This window comes from Streptomyces sp. NPDC001904, assembly GCF_040297005.1.
Lineage (GTDB): Bacteria > Actinomycetota > Actinomycetes > Streptomycetales > Streptomycetaceae > Streptomyces.
Window position 1 is genome coordinate 222090 of sequence record NZ_JBEOYI010000010.1, and the last position, 18365, is coordinate 240454.

An 18365-nucleotide genomic window follows, 5' to 3' on the forward strand; every position below is an offset into this window, starting at 1 on the left:
TCTCTGCTCTCCCGAAAGGGGGACCGAGCCGGTCACTATGATCGCCGCTGTGAGTAATGAGCATCCCTCCGCACCAGAGGCGGGCGAGGCAGCCCCCGCCCGCCAAGGCATCCAGTCCGTGGAACTGGCGATGACGGTCCTGCTGGCTCTGGAGGAGGGGCGAGGCCCGATGAGCCTGACGCAGATCGCTGCCGCGGCCGGCATGCAGCCGAGCAAGGCGCACCGCTACCTGGTCAGCCTCGCCCGGGTCGGCCTTGTGGCCCAGTCTCCCAGCTCCGGCAGATACGACATGGGGCCCGCCATGCGACGGCTCGGCGTCGAGTCACTGCGCAGGATGGACGAAGTCGCGCTCGTCAGTGAGCACTTGACCGGACTGCGTGACCGCACGACGCACGCGGTCAACCTGGCGGTGTGGGGTGATCACGGGCCGGTCGTCGTGCGTTGGGAGTACGGCGCGCACGCACTGCCGATCACCGTGCGGGTCGGCGCCACCATGCCGCTGCTGACCTCGGCGATGGGGGGAGCGTTCCTCGCGCACCTGCCCGAGCAGATCACCGAGCCGGCGCTCTGCGGGCAGTTGCAGACGGAACAGCTGGACGCGGCGACCCGGGAAACAGTCGCCCGGATCCGTGACGAGGTACGGCGCGAGGGCGTCGCCACCACTGCCGGAGGCGTGATCCCGGGGGTCACCTCCCTGGCAGCCCCGGTGTTCACTGCGGGTGACTCATTCCCGCTCGTCGTGACTCTGGTGATGCCGGCACGAGGTATCACCGAGCAGGACCTGCCTCGTCTCGCGGCAGAACTGCTGAACTCGACCCGGGCCATGTCCGAGATGCTGGGGCACTCCACCTGAGAGGCCCTCACAACCGTTGAAGGGCTTGATCTGGTAGCAGGAACAAGGTTGGGGAGGGCTCCGCCGACGTTCGGTCGCCACATCCTGGGCGAGCAAAGGGAGGCCCGACGATCCTCTCGATGCAGCCTTGTTCCCCAGGACAAGACCCCGACCATGGGCTGCGGCCCATGGAGGCCGGGACCCCGACATCGTGGCCCCTGCTGAGGCGCATGCCGGATCTAGCCGCACTGGACGACCGGACTCGAACCGCGGTGGTCGCCGCCGTGGAGCGCCTTCGCGCGATGCGCGACGACTTCGCGGACCGGTTCCTGGCGCTCGCCCGCCGTCATCTGCCCAGCTATCGGGTGCTGACGGACCACGAGATCCGTGTCTCCGCCCAACGGTTCATGGACATCCTGGTCTCGGAACTCTCCTCTCTACGTGTCCCGGACGAGGCGTTGCGCGAAGCTCTGTGGGACTACGCGCGTGAGCGCACCGCTCGTGGGGTTCCGCTCGACGATCTCGCCCTCGGCTACAAGCTGGGTTCCAGGGCGATGCTCACCCTCTTGGACGAGGTCGCGGCCGACGTGGCGTTGCCCGCCGACTTCTTGTTGGCCGCACACGACAGCACCTGGGAGTTCGCCAACGAGGCGTCCGCCATCTTCGCGCGGATCCAGCATGAACTGGCTCTGGAACGTGCTCACTTCGATGCGGAACGGCGCGCGGCCTGCCGTACTCTCGCCTCGGCGGTCCACGTTCCGGCAGACCGGCTTCTGCTCGCTCAAGTAGGAGCGGCCCTCGGCACCATCGTGCCGAAAGTGCCGGACTCCGTTGGCGGTCACTTGGTGGCGGCAGGCCCGCCGCTACCGCTCGCCCAACTGGGCGCCGGGTTCGAGGAGGCGGTACTGACGCTGGAGACGGCACGGAGGTTCGCCATGTCCGGCGTGATGCACCTTGCCGATCTGGGGCCGCGGCCTCTCGTGCTCTCCGATGCGCACACAGCCGATGGGCTCTCCGCTCGTCATCTGACGGCGCTCGACACCGCCGGACGATCGAGCGCGGAGATCGAGGAGACCGCGCGGACCTACCTCGAATGCGACCAGGACGTAGGGGAGGTCGCCCGACGACTTGCGGTGCACCCGAACACCGTCCGCTACCGGGTGAACCGATTCCAGCAGCTCACCGAGTTGGATCTGCGTCGTACCGAGGACCTGGTGACCTCGTGGTGGCTGCCGAATCGGCGACGGGCTTGAGGGCCGGGCCTCGACATACCGCCGAGGGGGCCCAGGTGCGTATCTTGCTGGACCGAAGCACGGGAGAGACCCGGGCGTCCTGAGGCGCGACAGGATCAAGCTGAGCTTGGCCCCCTCCGACGTCACACCATCCGACTCGGTAGGGCACCACCACGTCCGCTATCCCGACTGCCCCGACTGGCCGAACAATGCGGCCAACCGGGGCGGCTGAGATGGCGGGTTGCCGACACCTCGTCCGGAGCGGGCCAGCCCAGGCTCCACTGCTGGTTGGCGCCCCCATTGCAGGTCCACAACTCCAGCGCGGTGCCGTTGACATTCCCCGCGGGCTTGTCGCCACCCGTGACGTCGAGGCACAGGCCCGACTGGACGCCGGTGATGGCCCCGTCGGGGTTCAGCTTCCCTTTCTGGTTGGTTCCGCCGTTGCAGTGGCCCGGACGGACTCGTACGCGAGAGCCGCAAGGTGACGGCCCGTGACACGTTGAAGGTGGATGTGCCGGCCGACGGTGGGTTCGCGGCCGTCGCCTACAAGGGCTGATGTTCGACGTGGTGCGTCGCGTGTGGCCGGCCGCTGCCGGTGGCTGGCCACACGCGAGGTACCGACGCCCAGTGCTTCAGCTACGACCACCTGCGCCGCCTGACCGAAGCGTGGGCCCAGGGCCGGACCACCTGCGCATCGTCCCCGACCGCCGACGGCGTGGGAGGAGTGTCGCCGTACCGGCACTCGTACACCTACGACGCGGTCCAGCAGACACGTCGGAGAGTCTGCCCGACGCGTCGATGCGACTGGCGCCAGCGGGCACTCGGGCTCAGTGCCAGCCGCCGTGGCGAGGCTCCACGTGCTCGCCGAAGGGTAGGTCGAACTCCTGCCCGTCGTCGTCGGTCACGACGTAGTCCGGTTCGGTCTTCGAGGCGGCTTCCCGGAGCCGGATGACCAGGTCGGTGACAGGCAGGATCCGCAGAGAAAGGGCTGCGGCCACCTGGACAGCTTCGCTGTCGATGTCCGGGTTGTACTCGTCACGGGACCGTTCAAGGTGCTGAGCGGTGATCTGCATGATCTCCACATCGCCACCGCCCGAAAATGTGAGGCAGTACCGCCATTCAAGGCCGATGATGATCTCCAGGGCGTCCGCCAGATCTTCGGCAAGCAGCCCGCCTTTCCCTTCGGAACTGGCGAACACCACCGGCCGGCGACCGTTCTGCTCTGCGCACAGGAAGTACGCTCCGCCGGCGGACTCCCCGGCGATCACCTCCAGCGGTCCTGAGGCAAGTCTCAATCCATTGCCATAGCGCTTCCGATGAATGTCGAAGCCGAACGATGACCGCAGCAGCAGATCGATCTCCGGGGTGGTCTGGATCAGGTTGAGCAGACGATCACTTGGGGTCACGGCCTGGACGATAGCGAGTGCCTTTGACATGTCACCGCCAGGGCGAACAGTGCACCTGTGTTCGGCGGTGGCGCGACCCCGTGGATGGCGCACTCCGGCCCGAGCCATCACAGCTCATTCTGAAACCACCAGTAAGCCCCTCTGATCCAGTGCTGCGACAAGGGCTCCCGCCACGGCAGGGGTCTGCCGTTCCACGCCCAGTTCCTGGGCGATCTCCCGCTCCGCCAGGTTGCTGCCTGCCCCCCCCGGGGAACTGCGGCGCGACGATCGACCCGACATCCGCGACGACCGGTCAGTCCTCTACGGGACCGAGGTCGAGGTCCGCGACGAAGCGCGCGACGGCGGCGGGTGCCGTGTCGAGTTCGAGGACCACGAGGGTGTTCTCCTCGCCAGGACGCAGTACCGGACCCGGTACGTACAGGGTGCGCTGGGGCCCGCGCGACCAATAGCGGCCGAGACAGAATCCGTTGATCCAGGCGACTCCCTTGCCGAGAGCGGTGGTGTCGAGGAACCGGTCGCGTGCGTCCTCGACGTCGAACGTGCCGGACGCGAGGCTCAGTGACGGGATCGACCGGGCCACGTCGGACGCGCCGGGGCGAGCGAGAGCGAGCACGTCGTCCGCGCCCAGCGCGACGCTCTCCCAGCCGGTCACCGGCGCGTCGTCGATGAGGACGGGGCCGATGACGCCCTTGTCCTCGCCCAGACGGGGGCCGTAGTTCACGCGGCCCTGGTCCTCGACCGCGAGAAGCAGTTCCCGCTCGATGGGCGGCAGGGTGAGTGCGGTGGCCCGGTCCTCGCGCTGGAGCACGCCGACGCAGTTACCGTCGACGACGACGTGCACGCGGTCCCTGACCTCGCCGACCGTGAGTACGGACGAGTCGGTTCGTTCGAGCCAGGTCCTGTGCAGGAGATAGGCGGCGTCGCTGCGGAGCTCGGTGAAGGTCGGCACGGTGGTCGAGGCCGTCACCGGCATGGCGGCGAATGCGGCCTCGGGGAAGCGGGCGACGGGGGTGAGCCGGACCTCGCCGGTCGGGGCGGGTACGGCTTCCGTCGGTACTTCGTCCGGCAACTTCGTGTATTCGCCGAGGACTTCGCGGTAGGCCCAGTACTTCGCGGTGGGGCGGCCCGCCTCGTCGAGCGGCGCGTCGTAGTCGTAGGTCGTGGCGATGGGCTGGTAGACGCCTCGGTCGTTCGCGCCGTTGGTCAGGCCGAAGTTGGTGCCGCCGTGGAACATGTAGAGGTTGACCGAGGCGCCGAGACCGAGCAGGTCTGCCAGGTCGGCGGCGGACTCCTCGGCCGACGTCGTGTGGTGGTACATGCCCCAGGAGTCGAACCAGCCGTCCCAGTACTCGGACGACATGAGCGGCCCCGTCGGCTGGTGCTCGCGCAGGGTGCGCAGGCGTTCCAGGGAGCGTGAGCCGAACGAGGCGGTCCGCAGCAGGCCGGGCCGCGAACCGTTCTCCAGCATGTGCGGCTGCGGCTGGTCGACCGTGGTGAGCGGGACGGTGACTCCGGCGTCGCGCACCATTGCCGTCAGGGCGTCCAGGTACTGTGCGTCGTCGCCTTAGGCGCCGTACTCGTTCTCGACCTGTACGAGGATCACCGGGCCGCCCGCGTCGATCTGTCGCGGTACGACCGTGCGCAGGACGCGGTCGAGGTAGGTCTCGATGGCCCGCATGAAGCGCGGTTCGCCCCGGCGCACGCCGACGCTGGGGTCGGTGAACAGCCAAGTGGGCAGGCCGCCGTTGGTGAACTCGGCGCAGATGTAGGGGCCGGGACGCACGATGGCGTGCATGCCCTCGTCGGCGACCGTCGCGAGGAACCGGTCGAGGTCGAGGTTCCCACCGCTGATCCAGGCATCGGGTTCCGGCGCGTGCAGACCCCACGGCACGTACGTCTCAATGGTGTTGAGGCCCATGAGCCGCGCCTTGCGGATGCGGTCGTGCCAGTGGTCGGGGTGCACGCGGAAGTAGTGCAGGGCGCCGGACAGGACGCGGAACGGCTCGCCGTCGAGCAGGAAGTTACGGTCGTCGATCTCGAAGCGGCTCATGACGCGTGCTCCTTGAGTCGGTCGGTGGTGGGGTTCGGACGTCCGGTGCGCGCGGAGACCAGCGTGAGGTACACGGACGCGGTCCAGGTCATGCTGCGGTCGCGCAGCCCGGCGCCGGTCAAGGCGTCGAAGTTCTCGGCCATGCCCGCCGCGGTGCAGGCCCGCGTGAAGCGGGCGGCGATGTCGTCGGCGGCGTCCGCCTCGCCCGCTCGGCGCAGACCGTCGACGAGGAGCATGGTCGACGGGGCCCAGATGGGTCCGCGCCAGTAGCCGTCCGCCTCGTAGAAGGGACTGTCGACCGGTTCGGTGGCGGGTCCGTAGGGGGTCAGATAGCCGCCGTCGAGGAGGCGGCGCACGGTCGCCTCGCGCACCTGGCCCGGGAGGAGGTCTCCCAGTACGAGGGGTATGAGGGTGAGCAGGCTGTCGGACGCGATGACCTGACCGGTGAGAGTGTGGCGGGCGACGAACCGGTCGCCGGACCAGAAACGCTCGCACATCGTCCGCACGGTGTGCTCGGCCCGCCGCCGCCACGCAGTGCTCTCGTCGTCGCGGCGGGTGCGTGCGGCGATCCGGGCGAGGGTGCGCATCTGGAGCGCGAGGAAGGCGAGCAGGTCGGGGCTCTGCACGGGCACGCCGGCGCCGAACGTGGTCGCGTTGTCCCAGCCCGAGTCGTTGCCGTGGTTGTAGGACGGGATCCCGTCGTCGCCGTACACGCGGTGCTCGAACCACCACTCGGTCCACCGGCGCAGCGGCTCGTACAGCGCCGCGACCGTGGCGTCGTCCAGGCCGTCGCGGTCCATGAGGTGGTCGACGGCCCAGCCGTGGATGGGCGGTTTCACGAAGTTCCGCTGGATTCCCGCGTCGTTGACGTAGTCGGGCAGGCAGCCGTGCTCGTCCTGGTGGTCGAAGACAGCGAAGAGTTGATCGGCGGCCGCGCGCGGGTCCCGCCACAGCGCCATCGCGTTGAAGCAGTGGTCCCAGCTCCAGATGTTCGTCATCCAGTTCTTGGACATGAGCATCGACTCGCGGCGCAGCAGGCCGCCGGCCGGCACCAGGGCGGCCCAGGTGACGAACGCGGCGAGCCGGACGCCGTCGGCGAGGGCCGCGTCGTTGCAGGCGTCGCCGCCGTGGGTGCGGCACCACGCGTCGAAGTCGCACTGGGCGGCGACGGCGACGGCGTCCGGGCTGTCGAGGGGCCGGGTGGGTACGGCGCTGCCGTACTCGTCGAGGACGATCGTCGCGACGCCGTTCCCCGCGTCGGTGCGCAGCCGGGCCTCGGTGTTGCGGGTTCCGTCCCAGCGGGCGTCGAGGCGGGCGGTGCCGCCGAGGACGCGGATGCGGTAGTTGCGGTTCGCACCGCTGTCGACGAAGCGCCAGGTGTCCTCGTTCTCCTGGAGCACGGAGTCGTACTGGGAGGTGGCGCGGAAGTCGAGGGTGAGCGATCCGCCCTCGACCTGGATGAGGGCGCGGTCCGGTCCGTCGAGGACCACGGCGGCGCGGGTGGCACCGCGGCTGAGGGTGAGTCGGCCCGCCGTGGTCAGGGACCGGGCGTCGGATGCGTCGTCGAGCAGCAGCCGGACGATCTCGCGGTGGCGGGCGTCGCCGCGGACGGTGCGCAGGTAGAAGCCCGGTTCCTGCTGGTCGACGGTGTGCGAGACGGCGAAGTAGGAGCCGCGACGGCTGAACGGGGTGACGGCGAGGTCGACCCGGAGTGCGGTGGCGGTGCTCATGCGGGGACCTCCTCGGCGTCGGCCGCCGGGCCCGGGATCGCGATCCGGACCGACTCGCCCGGCGCGAGCTCGACCGCGCGCGTGCCCGCGGCGGCGCCGAGCGCCGACAGGTCGATCTCGAAGGACCGCGCGTGGTCGGCGTCGTTCACGAGCTCGAAACCGTCTTCGTCGATGCGGTAGGTGAGTTGGTAGGCCCGCTGGCCGAGCGTCACGGAGCCGGTGCCGGAGACCCGGGGGGCGATGCGCAGGTCGGCGGTGAGCGTGGCCCGCACCCCCAGGTACTCGGCGAAGAGCACCCACGCGTACACACACGGGTATTCGTAGTAGTGGGCGGCGCCGTGCCAGTCGGATCCGTCCACGTAGTACACGTGGTCCATGTCGTAGCGCTCGCCCATGACGTAGTCGTCGCGGGCGCCCTGCGCGGCGACGGTGTCGAGCTGCTGGCGGAGCATCGGCCCGTGGCCGCGCCATGACCAGAACGCGGCGTCCCAGCACCAGTAGCGGCCCGCGGCGCACAGGTCGTAGGGGCCGCCGTCGCCGATCTCGGCGTCGGTGTAATCCTGCACGCGGGCGGCGAGGAACGTCGGGAAGCGCTGGAACTCGTCGAGTTCGCGGTCCACGAGCGCGAGGACGTGCTCGGTCTGTGCGGCGTCGGCGTGCCCGAACATCGCCGGGAGCACGTTGGCGAGCAGGTGGACATGGTCGTGCACCCGCCCGGACCTGTCGACCCAGTCGGTGAAGCGCTGCTCCTTCTCGTCCCAGTAGCCCGTCGGCAGGGGCGTGCGCAGGCTGGCGGCGAGGCGCGCTGCGAGGTCTCGGTAGGAGCGCGCCCGCTCGTCGCGGCCGAGCAGGTCCTCGAGGTCGGCCAGGAGGCGGAAGGAGTGGGCGGCGAGGGAGGCGGCCATCGTCTCCCGTCCGTCCTTGATGACCTGGTCCTCGTAGTACACGTCCGACCACAGGCGCCCGAGCGGGTCCATGGAGTCCACGACGCAGGACGCGGCGCCCTCCAGGTCGCCGATGCGCTCGCGCAGCCAGCCGATGTCCTTGGTGCGGGCGAAGTAGAGCCAGGCGGACTCCAGGACCTCGACGTTGCCGGTGACGAGGAACATGACGGCGTTCTCGGTACCGTCGGCACTGTTGCGGCGCACGTGGTACTCGCGGTCGCCGTCCGGCTGCACGGCGCAGGGGTCGCGCCACATCTGCTGCGGGTCCTCGCGCATCATGCGCAGTTGCAGGTCGATCATCCGCCGGACGACGTCGAGGTCGGTGCCGCTTCCCCACGCCATGCGGCCCTTGATCTGGAACTCGTGGTCGACATCCGGGTACGTGCCCACGTACTTGTCGGCCAGCGTACTGATCACGTATCCGCTCGCGTCCGGGTAGCCGGCCGCCGTGGTCCTCTCGACGACACAGGGCAGCACGGTGCCCCAGTAGAAACCCGCGAGGGCGTCGGCCAGCGGCTCCGCCCCGGGCAGGTCCAAAGTGAACGCCCCGCCGTCGACGTCGGCGTGCGGGCGGGCGTGGTGGGCGGTGACGGTCGCCGTGTCGGAGTGGACCGTGACGGTGCGGTGCCGGCTGTCGCAGCTCAGTTCGATGGTGCCGGCGCCGACGATGTGCCAGGCGGGTTCGGTCGAGCGCGGGTCTGCGGGCAGGAGCCAGCAGGCGCCGGATCCGCTGAGCTCGACGGGCGCGGTGCCGTCGTCCGGAAGGAGGTGCCGCTCGTCGCCGTGCAGGTCGAGGAGCACGGTGGGGCCGCTGGGCGCGTCGAATCGGATTCCGGGGCACGGGCCGGGCGTCGCCGCCACCGACCAGGTGTGTTCGTCGACACGGGTGGCGGTCCCGTCGGTGGGGGGTGCGCTGGCGGGGGCGAGGGGTGACATCGGTGTCGTGGCTTCCTGTTCGACGGCACGTGACTTCGAAAAGCAGTATGCAAACTTGCAACTGGATCTTGCAAGGCTGCGGTAAGCGGAGTCATGATGGCGCCCATCACCCCGTCTGCCGTTTCTCGATCAAGGAGGATCGATGGCCACGACCGCGTTGCGGCGTCACCGCTGGGGCGCCAGGGCCGGCACACTCGCCGCGGTGGGGACGCTCCTGGCCGGTGCGCTCAGCGGCTGCTCGATGGCGCCGTCCGACGAGTCAGGTCCGCACACCCTCACCGCCTGGGCCTGGGGAGCGCCGGCCACCGGCATGAAGGCCACCGCCAAACTGTTCGAGAAGGCTCACCCCGGGATCACCGTCAAGGTCCAGGACGTCGGGAACCCGGCGATCTGGGACAAGATCACGTCCGGGATGGCGGCCGGCGGCTTCGGCCTCCCGGACGTCATGGATATCGGCGGCGACTACGTCAGCAACTACCTGGAGACCTTCCCCGACAGCTTCGCGAACCTCAGCGACAAGGGGGCGGGCGCTCTCGCGAAGGACTTCCCCAGCGGTCTGTGGAAGGGCGGCCAGAACGCCGAGGGCGAGCAGTACGGCATCCCGTTCGAGGTGAACACGAACCTCGTGTACTACCGCAAGGACCTGTTCCGTAAGGCGGGCGTCGGCATCGGCTCCATCCGCACATGGGACCAGATGCTCGACGCCGGAGTAAAGATCAAGAAGGCGACCGGCGCCGATCTCTTCGCCCTCGACAAGGCGGCGTCGCAGGCCGACGCGGCGAACCTCTTCGAGATGCTGGCCCGCCTGGAGGGCACGTTCTTCTTCGACAAGGGCGGTGACATCTCACTGACCGACCGCGGCAGCGTCTCCGCGCTGACCTTCCTGAAGCGGGCCAACGACGCGGGGCTCGTCACGGACATCCCGCAGAGCCAGGGCACCACGTCGCAGATGAAGGGGCAGTCGCCCGTCGCGATCATGCCCGGCGCCTCGTGGATGGTCGGCAGCTTCCCGACCACGGCCCCCGAGATGAAGGGGAAATGGGGCGTCCGCATGTCTCCCGCCATGCACCCCGGCGGCTTCACCGCGTCGTCGGCGGGCGCCACCTATCTCACGGTCGCGAAGTCGAGCGAGAAGCAGAAGCTCGCCTACGAGTACGTGCGGTTCAGCATGGCGACGCTCTCCGGCCAGCAGGCGCTGACCCGCGCCGCCGGGCTCTTCCCGAGCTACCGCCCCATGTGGAACACCGCCGAGTTCAAGGAGTCGAACCCCTACTTCGGGATCGACACGAACCGGATCGTCGTCAAGGCCCTCAGCCAGAAGACCCCGCCCGACTACTACACCCGGGACTTCCCGAGGGCACTCAAGGCCTACGACGACGCGCAGACCCAGGTGCTCGTGAAGGGTGCCGACCCGAAGAGGGCTCTCGACAGCGCCGCGAAGCTGCTCTCCCAGCAGACCGGCCGGAAGATCGGAAAGGACTGACGGGCGAACCACCATGTCGAACATTCTGAAATCCGGCCCCGCGCCCCTGCCGCCCGCCACCGTCCGGGTTCCGCCTCGCAAGCCGGGCGGGCGCTCGAAGCTCCGTACCCGCGCGACGCCGTACGCGTTCCTGGCACCCGTGATCGTGCTGTTCGTCGGCTTCAAGGTCTATCCGGTCCTGTACGCCCTCTACCTCAGCTTCACGCAGAACGTCGGCGGCGTCATCACCTTCGTCGGGGGCACGAACTACCGGCGGATCTTCGGCGACCCACTGTTCTGGACCGCCCTGCGCAACACCCTCGAGATCCTCGTCATCCAGGTACCGCTCATGCTCGGCCTCGCGATCCTGCTGGCCGTCGCGCTCAACTCCAAACTGCTCAAGTGGCGTTCGTTCTTCCGCGTGGCCTACTTCGTCCCGATCGTCATGGGCCTGGTCGCGTACGGGATCCTCTTCTCCGCGCTCCTCAACTACCAGAACGGCTTCATCAACTACCTCCTCACCTCGGTCGGCCTGCCGCGGATCCCCTGGCTCACCGACCCGTTCTGGGCCAAAGCCTCGATCATCATGGCGATGACGTGGCACTACACCGGGCAGAGCGCCGTCATGTACCTCGCCCAACTCCAAGCGATCCCGGGCGAGTTGTACGAGGCGGCCCAGGTCGACGGCGCCACCCGGCGCCAGCAGTTCTGGCACGTGACCATCCCCGGGCTGCGGCCGACGATCCTGCTCACGGTCGTCCTGTCGACCATCGGGACCCTGCAACTGTTCGACGAGCCGTACGTCCTGACCAACGGCGGCCCGGACAACGCGACGCTCACCGTCGGCATGTATCTCTACAACACCGCCTTCAAGAACTTCGACTTCGGCTACGCGTCCGCGCTCGGCTACGTGCTCGCCATCATCGTCACCGCCATCTCCGTCATCCAGTCGCTCGTCCTGAGGAGGCGCGCTCAGTGACCGCCACACAGCTCACAGCACCACGACGGCGCGCCGCGACCGACTCGCCACGGTCCCTGAGCGCCGTACTCACCACCTTCATCGGCCTCGGCGCCGTCCTGATGCTCGCGCCGTTCGCCTGGCTCGTCGTGGCGACGACGCACTCCACGAGCGAGATCTTCTCCTCGCCGCCCGCGCTCCTGCCGGGCAGCCACTTCTGGGAGAACTTCAGCGGCTTGTTCACGTCGCTGCAGTTCGGCTCAGCGCTGCGCAACTCCGTCGTCGTGTCCCTCGTCTACACGGGCCTCGGACTGGTGGTGTGCAGCGCGGCCGGCTACGCCTTCGCGAAGTTCACCTTCCGCGGCCGCAACATCCTGTTCACCGTGATCATCGCGTCGCTGGCGCTGCCCGGCCAGGTGACGCTCGTACCGCTGTTCAAGATGATGGTCGAACTCGGCTGGCTCAACTCCTACCAGGGGCTGATCCTGCCGAACCTGGCGCTGCCGTTCGGGATCTTCCTCATGCGGCAGTCCATGCACTCCGTACCCGACGAACTGATCCAGGCGGCGCGCATGGACGGCGCCGGCGAGCTGCGCACGTTCCTCCAGATCGTCCTGCCCACCATGCGTCCGGCTCTCGCCGCACTCTCCATCTTCCTGTTCCTCGCCCAGTGGAACGACTTCGTCTATCCCCTCATCGTCCAGCGCACCCCGGAGGCCTACACGCTGCCCGTCTCGCTGGCCACCCTGCACGGCGTCCAGTCCACCGACTACGGACAGTTGCTCACCGGTACCCTGATCTCGGTCCTGCCGGTCCTGGTGCTGTTCCTGTTCCTGCAGCGGTACTTCGTCGCCGGGCTGCTCGCCGGCTCGGTGAAACAATGACCCCCGGACACTCGGCGCTCGGCACGCCGGACGACTCAGCGTGCGACCGGAAGGTTTGACATGACGACAGCGAAGGGCGCGGACCCCGCGAAGCGGCGGGGAGGAACCCGCACGCCCATCGGCACCACGACCCTCGCCGAGATCGCGAAGGCCGCGGAGGTGAGCGAGGCCACCGTCAGCCGGGTCATCAACCGGAAGTACGGCGTCTCCGCGGCCACCCGGCAGGCCGTCGAGGAGGCGCTGCGCAAGGTCGGTTACGAGCGGCCGATGGACAACCGACTCGTCCTCATGCTCACCCCGAACCTGAAGAACCCGATCTTCGCCCACCAGGCGGAGCGGATCGAGAACGAGCTGAGCCCCTACGGTCTGACGCCCATCATCTGTCCCGTCTACCCCGGCACGCCACGCGAACGGGACTACGTCGAGTCCCTCGTCGACGCGGGCATCGCGGCCGTCGTCTTTCTGTCCTCCAGTAACACGCTGCGCGACGAGGACCACCGTGTGGTGCAGTTCATCGAGTCGCGGGGCATCCCCTACGTCAGCATCAACGGCGGCTTCCCCGAGTTCGAGGCGCCGGTCGTCTCCACCGACGACTGGCGCGTCTCGGAGCTGGCAGTCGGTCACCTGCACGACCTCGGCCACCGAAGGATCGGCCTGCTGGCCGGCCCCACCGGCAACATCCCGGCCGACCGGCGCGTCGAGGGGTTCCTGCGCGCGCTGCGCCGCCGCGGCCTCGAGGAGTCGACGGACCTGATCTCCCGCCAGCCCTTCAACGTGGAGGGCGGGCAGTTGGCGGCCACCGCTCTGCTCAAGCGGGGCGTCACCGGCATTGTCGCGTCCAGCGACGAGATGGCGCTCGGCGCCTACCGCGCCGTGGACCGCGCCGACCTGCGCGTTCCCCGCGACGTGTCCGTCATCGGCTACGACGACTCTCCCATGCTGGACTTCATCTGGCCGCCGCTCACCACGGTCCGGCAACCCATCGAGCGCATCGCCGAGAACGTCGGCCGCATCGTGACGTCCCTCATCGCGAACCGCAGCGTCGGCCCCGACGAGGTCCTCATCGAGCCCGAACTGCGCCTGCGGGGCTCCACCGCACTGGCGCAGGGGCGGGCCTGAACGACCGGGCCACAGGGCGATCCGACCGGTCGCCGTTGCCCATCGGGCTCGCGCGTTTCTGGCTACTACGACGGAGCCGAAGCCGTGTGCGGACACGCCGGCCACCGCTCACCGGGTGCCTGCGCGCCGCACGCGACCTAGCCGGCCGTGGCCGTCAGGTGCTCCCGCGCCCAGTCGGCGAACGTGGTCAAAGGGATCCCCAGCGCCTGGGCGAACTCGGGTCGGGCCGGCTGGATGACCGTGTTGTTCCACTCGTGTCCCGCGCCCCACGTCGGCATGCCCGCGGCGAGGGCCTCCTCCAGGGTCATGGACGGCGCGACGACGCGAACTCCCGCGACCTCGGACAGGATCCGCGAAATCTCGGTCATGGTGAGCCGGTCACTGGCCAGCTCCAGCTCTACTTCGTGGAACAGATCGGGATCGGCGAAGGCGCGAGCGGCGGCCGCGCCGATGTCCTCGCGCGACACGAGCGCCAGTTCCGTGTCCGGCTTCAGCACGGTGGCCAGGCCGCCGCCGGGACCCCGGGGCAGCAGGGCGGGGATGTTCTCCATGAAGAAGGCGGGCTTGAGCACCGCCCAGCGGTCGAAGCCCGCACCGCGCACCGCCTCCAGGATCGCCTGCTTCGTGGCGAAGTAGCCCTCCATCGCCGCCCAACGCCCCTCGGCCCAGCCAGGAGTACGGGTGTGCTCGCCCACCCCGCTGGTCGAGGACTGCACGAACTGCCGTACGCCCGCCGCCTTCGCCGCGTCGATCAGATGAGTGGCCTGCGCCAGCTCTCCCGCGAAGTCGACGCTGGTCTCGGTCATGGGCGGCATCTGCACGGAGAACACCGCACGGACCCCCTCGAGAGCGGCGTCCAGAGAGGCCCGGTCGGCCAGATCCGCCTTCACGAGCTCGGCGCCCAGCGCCTCGACGGCCCGCGCGGGCTCCGAGCCCGGGGCGCGTACGAGTGCGCGTACCGGCGTCCCTGCGGAGAGAAGGGCGCGGGCGGTGGCCCCACCCTGGCGGCCGGTGGCGCCGGTGACGAGGACGGGTGCGGTGTCGGTGGTCATGATTCTCGCTCCTTGGAGTCCGAGGGAGATTAAACGGCGGACCCCGCCGTTTTTCCTGGGCTAAAATATGGCGGGGCCCGCCGTTTAGCAAGTGAGGGAGAACATGACCGGTCAGCGCTCGGACGCCCGGCGCAACTACCAGCGCATCCTGTCCGTCGCCGAGGCGGAGGTGGCCGCGCGCGGCGCCGACGCGTCCCTCGAGCAGATCGCCCGCACCGCAGGCGTCGGTTCGGCCACGGTGCGCCGCCACTTCCCGACCCGCCAGGCCCTGCTCGAAGCCGTCTTCCACGAACGCATCGAGCACCTCTGCGATCGCGCCCGCCGCTTGAGCGACACCGGGGACAGCCGGGCCGCGCTCCTGGAATGGCTCCGGGCCCTGGTCGCCTACGCCGTCTCCGCCCGCGGACTCGCCGATGCCCTCACCTATGAGCCCCCCACCGACCGACCCGCCGAGAACTCCTGCGGCGCCGCGCTCGAAGAAGCCGGTACGCCCCTGCTGCGGCACGCCGTCCGGGACGGGGCGGTCAAGGGCGACGTCACCTTCCACGACCTGCTGACCCTGAGCGTCGGCATCGCCCTGGCCACCGAGCACCACAGTGAACCGTCAGTGCAGGCCGAGCGGCTCTTCCGTCTCTCCGTCGAAGGGATCAGCCCCGCGCGGGGGACCGCCGAGGCCTGAGCGGTTCGTGATCCTCGCAGCGGAACCCCCGCCGCGGTGACGAGGGCGAGCTGCTGTGGCAGGTACGAGCTGATGAACCGCGCGGTCGACTGCGATCCGGAGTTCCGGTGGCCCGCGGACGGCAGCTGGGTCGTCACGACGGACTTCGGCCCCGCGCCCACGTACGTCGGCTGCTCCACGCGCACCGCCGAACTGCTCCACGCCGACGGATCGCTGGAGACGATCGCTGTCACCACGGCCACCCGCGTCGACAACGCCGCCGAGCAGTACCCGGCCTGCTGACCTGCGAGCATCAGGGACGTCCGCTACGAGTTGAGCCGTGCAATTTCAGCGTTCAGGGCGGTGGCGAAGGTGCACCACGACGCGTAGGGAATGAGCCCGAGCGCCGCGCCCCGGTCGATGCGTGCGGCACGCCGTACCAAGTCCCAGCAGGACAGAGCCGTGGCCGCGGTGACAGCCAGCCCCGCATACGGTGTGCGGGCCTTGAAGAACGACCAGCCGAAACCAGCGTTCAGGGACAGGTTCACTGCGAGCGCGGCCGTCCAGCTACGGCGCTCGCTCAACGAGCTGCGCTGCAGCGCCCGTCCGCCGCAGGCGACGATGGAGCCGTACAACGGTGTCCAGACGGCTCCGAATGCCGCCGGTGGAGGCTGCCACGGCGGTTTCTTCAGGGAGCGGTACCAGGTGTTGTCGGGATCGATGGCCAGCGATCCGGCCAGCGCCGCAGCCGCCACCCCGGCACCCACCAGGCCGTAATCGCGCAGGGCGTCCGTCCGCGACTCGTTCCCCGAGCGAGACATAGCAGTCAACAGCCTCATGTCAGAACTCTTCCCCGCAATCGACCCGTCACTCGGTCGCGCAGGGGTCCGGCGGGGCGTGATCGCCGACACGGTCCGGGCCGCCCGGCGACCGCTGCGCCGGCGGGTATCGAGCAGGACCATCGTTGGCGGCCTGTTCCGTCCCGGTAGCGGAACGGAGTAGGCGTGGGGCAACGGCTTGGCCAGGAGCAGGAACCTGGATGCGACCATCGGTGATGGGCTCACAGGTAGGGGTCATTCAGGTAGGGGTCATTCGAAGGGGTCGCGTCTTGTCGGGCGCGCCAAGAACTGACGTGATCGCGTAGGTAATCGGTGAGTTCAGTCGGTTGAAGATCCAGCGCTGCCACGGCTGATGCTTCCAGTGCGACGCGGATCGGTGAGAAGTTCCCTATGTCGGGATCATGCATTTCAGGGCCGTTGCGGCGACCCAGATCCATGTTCAGCACGTCAGCAAGGAAGTAGTGCTGTACGACGGTGACCCTCTCACCCGGGTCGGTCACGGTCAGGAACTCGGTGACAGGGCCAATCGTGGCGCCGATCTCCTCCATGACTTCGCGGCGCAGGGCCGCTCCAAGATCCGCGTCGTCCGGTTCGACGCCTCCGCCGACGGTCTCGTAGTAGAAGGGTCCACCGGGCCATCCTCGACGCAGGAACACCAGCCGATCGCCATCGAGCAGAACCGCGCGAACGTTGCGCCGGATCTTCATGCTCGCGAAGATAGCGCGGTCGAACTGATGTGGAACAGGGGCTGCCGACAGGGGAGTTGATGTGCCGGCTTGGGCGCGGTGGGCGTCCGGGTGATCTGGGCTGTCACTGGAGCAGCGGGAGCTGGGGTTCGGTCGCCCAGTGTGGAGTGATCACGTATGTACGCGAAACAGCAGGAGGTCACCCCAGGGACACGGGCAGTGGATTGCGCAGGTTACCTCTGAATCCGCAGGATCCGGTGATCTGCTAGATCGGCGCCTTCTGGCAGGCCACGCGGTTGATTCCCTTGAAGTGAACGCAGATCTTGGCGCCCCGGTAGTCGGCGCCGGACCAGCTACGAGAGATGGTCTTCCCGACCCGACCGGCCTGGACCGTCTGAGTGAACCGGTAGCCATCCGAAGTGAGCCAGGTCGTTCTCGACTTCACCGACTTCGGGGGATTGGACCAGAAGCCGATCACTCGGGTGCTCAAGGCGTCGCCGGTCATGCGAATGCAGACCTGCGGACCGGACCAGTGATGGGTGCATGAGCTCTTGTCGATCGTGGCAGGGAGGGCTGAAGCCGAGGTGGCTGCAGCGGGGGATACCTGGGGGATCGTCGCAGCGAGCGACAGAGCCAGGACTGGGAGCGCCGTTCGGAACATTCTCATGATCAAGAGAACTGCGTCCGACCTTCTCCAGGTCACGCGACGTCACTCGGGAGAGGGACGCCGAGGGAGCGGGTTCCGGGACTCCGCCTCTGGGCCAAGGCGACACGGTGTCAGCCGGGGCTGCGTTGGGAATCCATCCGCGCACCGCCACGACCTACCTGATCGCCGCGCATCCAGGGCGCGTCGAGCCGGACCTTGTCGCACCCAGTCCATCATCTGTGGCCTGCCCCTACGGGCATGCGTACGAGAATTGACCTTGCCTGTCACGACGTGGTCCTCACATCATCTGCGAATGGACGACACGCCGAGCCGCATCCCGACCGCCCTGCCTGCGTTGCGCTCCAAGGCGCGCGATGCGGGATTCATCATGTCCAGCGAAGACCGCACAGGAAGCCTTCTGGCAGCACTCGCCGCCGCCCGGCCCGCAGGCCGGATCCTCGAACTCGGCACCGGAGTCGGAGAGGGCACCGCCTGGCTCCTCAGCGGCATGGACCCAGATTCCTCCCTGACCACCGTCGAACTCGACCCCGCCCTCCAAGCGTTCGCCCAAGAGCAACTGGGCGCCGACCCGCGGGTGACCTTCGTTTCCGGAGACGGTGGCGCCTGGCTGGAAGACTTCGACGGAGCAGCCTTCGACCTTGTCTTCGCGGACACCTGGCCAGGCAAGTTCACCCACCTCGACCGAGCCCTCGAACTCGTGGCTCCTGGAGGGACCTACCTGATCGACGACCTCTTCCCCCAGCCCGGCTGGCCGGAGGGCCACGAAGCCTCCGTCCAACGGCTTCTGGCCGAACTGGACGAACGCGAGGACTTCCGAGTCGTTCGCATGGCATGGGCGAGCGGACTGCTGATGGCAGTGCGTACGGCCTGACGGCCAAAGCCGACCGGGATCACGAGCACGACTCGGTGC

Annotated in this window: 18 protein-coding genes and 1 pseudogene; 9 read left to right on the forward strand and 10 right to left on the reverse strand. The window is 68.8% G+C overall.

Translation table 11 applies throughout. The features are described 5' to 3' along the window. Positions 1 to 49 precede the first annotated feature (49 nt). Positions 50 to 853, forward strand: a complete 804-nt coding sequence (locus ABT127_RS19070) for an IclR family transcriptional regulator (protein WP_351451080.1) — start codon at positions 50 to 52, stop codon at positions 851 to 853. A 209-nt stretch (positions 854 to 1062) separates the two neighbouring features. After that, the gene (locus ABT127_RS19075; RefSeq protein WP_351451082.1) at positions 1063 to 2085 is read left to right on the forward strand and encodes a PucR family transcriptional regulator; all 1023 of its coding nucleotides are present in this window, start codon (positions 1063 to 1065) and stop codon (positions 2083 to 2085) included. A gap of 122 nt (positions 2086 to 2207) precedes the next feature. Here the strand turns inward: ABT127_RS19075 and ABT127_RS19080 are convergent, their stop codons facing one another. From ABT127_RS19080 to ABT127_RS19105, 6 genes and pseudogenes are all read right to left on the reverse strand, one after another. Beyond that, the gene (locus tag ABT127_RS19080) at positions 2208 to 2621 is read right to left on the reverse strand and encodes an RICIN domain-containing protein (protein ID WP_351451229.1); all 414 of its coding nucleotides are present in this window, start codon (positions 2619 to 2621) and stop codon (positions 2208 to 2210) included. A 270-nt stretch (positions 2622 to 2891) separates the two neighbouring features. Continuing rightward, the gene (locus ABT127_RS19085) at positions 2892 to 3470 is read right to left on the reverse strand and encodes a hypothetical protein (RefSeq protein WP_351451085.1); all 579 of its coding nucleotides are present in this window, start codon (positions 3468 to 3470) and stop codon (positions 2892 to 2894) included. A gap of 292 nt (positions 3471 to 3762) precedes the next feature. After that, a complete protein-coding gene (locus tag ABT127_RS19090) occupies positions 3763 to 4443 on the reverse strand; it encodes a glycoside hydrolase family 35 protein (protein WP_351451231.1) in 681 nt (226 codons plus the stop codon). Positions 4444 to 4563: 120 nt separating this feature from the next. Next, positions 4564 to 5520, reverse strand: a pseudogene (locus ABT127_RS19095) (glycoside hydrolase family 35 protein); the annotation flags it as partial. Continuing rightward, complete coding sequence (locus tag ABT127_RS19100; protein WP_351451088.1) at positions 5517 to 7250, reverse strand: amylo-alpha-1,6-glucosidase; 1734 nt, start codon at positions 7248 to 7250, stop codon at positions 5517 to 5519. The gene ABT127_RS19100 and the pseudogene ABT127_RS19095, both read right to left, overlap by 4 nt. Further along, the gene (locus ABT127_RS19105) at positions 7247 to 9130 is read right to left on the reverse strand and encodes a glucosidase family protein (protein WP_351451091.1); all 1884 of its coding nucleotides are present in this window, start codon (positions 9128 to 9130) and stop codon (positions 7247 to 7249) included. The genes ABT127_RS19100 and ABT127_RS19105 overlap by 4 nt, the downstream gene beginning before the upstream one ends. A 142-nt stretch (positions 9131 to 9272) precedes the next feature. Here ABT127_RS19105 and ABT127_RS19110 point away from each other — a divergent pair, with 142 nt between their 5' ends. The 4 genes from ABT127_RS19110 to ABT127_RS19125 are packed head-to-tail and all read left to right on the forward strand — an operon-like array spanning position 9273 to position 13553. Further along, positions 9273 to 10613: an ABC transporter substrate-binding protein gene (locus ABT127_RS19110; protein ID WP_351451093.1), complete on the forward strand. Its 1341-nt coding sequence runs from the start codon at positions 9273 to 9275 to the stop codon at positions 10611 to 10613. Between the two features lie 13 nt (positions 10614 to 10626). Continuing rightward, positions 10627 to 11571 carry a carbohydrate ABC transporter permease gene (locus tag ABT127_RS19115; RefSeq protein ID WP_351451096.1) on the forward strand — a complete coding sequence of 315 codons (945 nt, stop codon included), beginning with the start codon at positions 10627 to 10629 and terminating at the stop codon, positions 11569 to 11571. Further along, a complete protein-coding gene (locus ABT127_RS19120; protein WP_351451099.1) occupies positions 11568 to 12434 on the forward strand; it encodes a carbohydrate ABC transporter permease in 867 nt (288 codons plus the stop codon). Before ABT127_RS19115 ends, ABT127_RS19120 begins: the two co-directional genes overlap by 4 nt. Positions 12435 to 12494: 60 nt before the next feature. Continuing rightward, positions 12495 to 13553, forward strand: a complete 1059-nt coding sequence (locus ABT127_RS19125; RefSeq protein WP_351451102.1) for a LacI family DNA-binding transcriptional regulator — start codon at positions 12495 to 12497, stop codon at positions 13551 to 13553. Between the two features lie 137 nt (positions 13554 to 13690). On the opposite strand, the gene ABT127_RS19130 is transcribed toward ABT127_RS19125, so the two are convergent. Continuing rightward, the gene (locus tag ABT127_RS19130; protein ID WP_351451103.1) at positions 13691 to 14605 is read right to left on the reverse strand and encodes an NmrA family NAD(P)-binding protein; all 915 of its coding nucleotides are present in this window, start codon (positions 14603 to 14605) and stop codon (positions 13691 to 13693) included. 103 nt (positions 14606 to 14708) lie between these two features. On the opposite strand from ABT127_RS19130, the gene ABT127_RS19135 reads away from it, so the two are divergent. Together ABT127_RS19135 and ABT127_RS19140 are read left to right on the forward strand one after the other, a co-directional pair. Beyond that, positions 14709 to 15284 carry a TetR/AcrR family transcriptional regulator gene (locus ABT127_RS19135; protein ID WP_351451106.1) on the forward strand — a complete coding sequence of 192 codons (576 nt, stop codon included), beginning with the start codon at positions 14709 to 14711 and terminating at the stop codon, positions 15282 to 15284. A gap of 72 nt (positions 15285 to 15356) precedes the next feature. Further along, a complete protein-coding gene (locus tag ABT127_RS19140) occupies positions 15357 to 15566 on the forward strand; it encodes a hypothetical protein (RefSeq protein ID WP_351451109.1) in 210 nt (69 codons plus the stop codon). 23 nt (positions 15567 to 15589) lie between these two features. Here ABT127_RS19140 and ABT127_RS19145 read toward each other — a convergent pair whose 3' ends face one another. The 3 genes from ABT127_RS19145 to ABT127_RS19155 all read right to left on the reverse strand — a co-directional run bounded on the left by ABT127_RS19145 (position 15590) and on the right by ABT127_RS19155 (position 17293). Further along, positions 15590 to 16102, reverse strand: coding sequence for a TspO/MBR family protein (locus tag ABT127_RS19145; protein WP_351451112.1), 513 nt, complete (start codon positions 16100 to 16102; stop codon positions 15590 to 15592). Between the two features lie 221 nt (positions 16103 to 16323). Beyond that, positions 16324 to 16809 (reverse strand): NUDIX domain-containing protein, encoded by a 486-nt coding sequence (locus ABT127_RS19150; RefSeq protein WP_351451115.1) that lies wholly within the window; start codon positions 16807 to 16809, stop codon positions 16324 to 16326. 244 nt (positions 16810 to 17053) lie between these two features. Beyond that, complete coding sequence (locus ABT127_RS19155; protein ID WP_351451117.1) at positions 17054 to 17293, reverse strand: hypothetical protein; 240 nt, start codon at positions 17291 to 17293, stop codon at positions 17054 to 17056. Between the two features lie 454 nt (positions 17294 to 17747). Here ABT127_RS19155 and ABT127_RS19160 point away from each other — a divergent pair, with 454 nt between their 5' ends. Then, complete coding sequence (locus ABT127_RS19160; protein ID WP_351451120.1) at positions 17748 to 18326, forward strand: O-methyltransferase; 579 nt, start codon at positions 17748 to 17750, stop codon at positions 18324 to 18326. Positions 18327 to 18365: the final 39 nt, after the last annotated feature.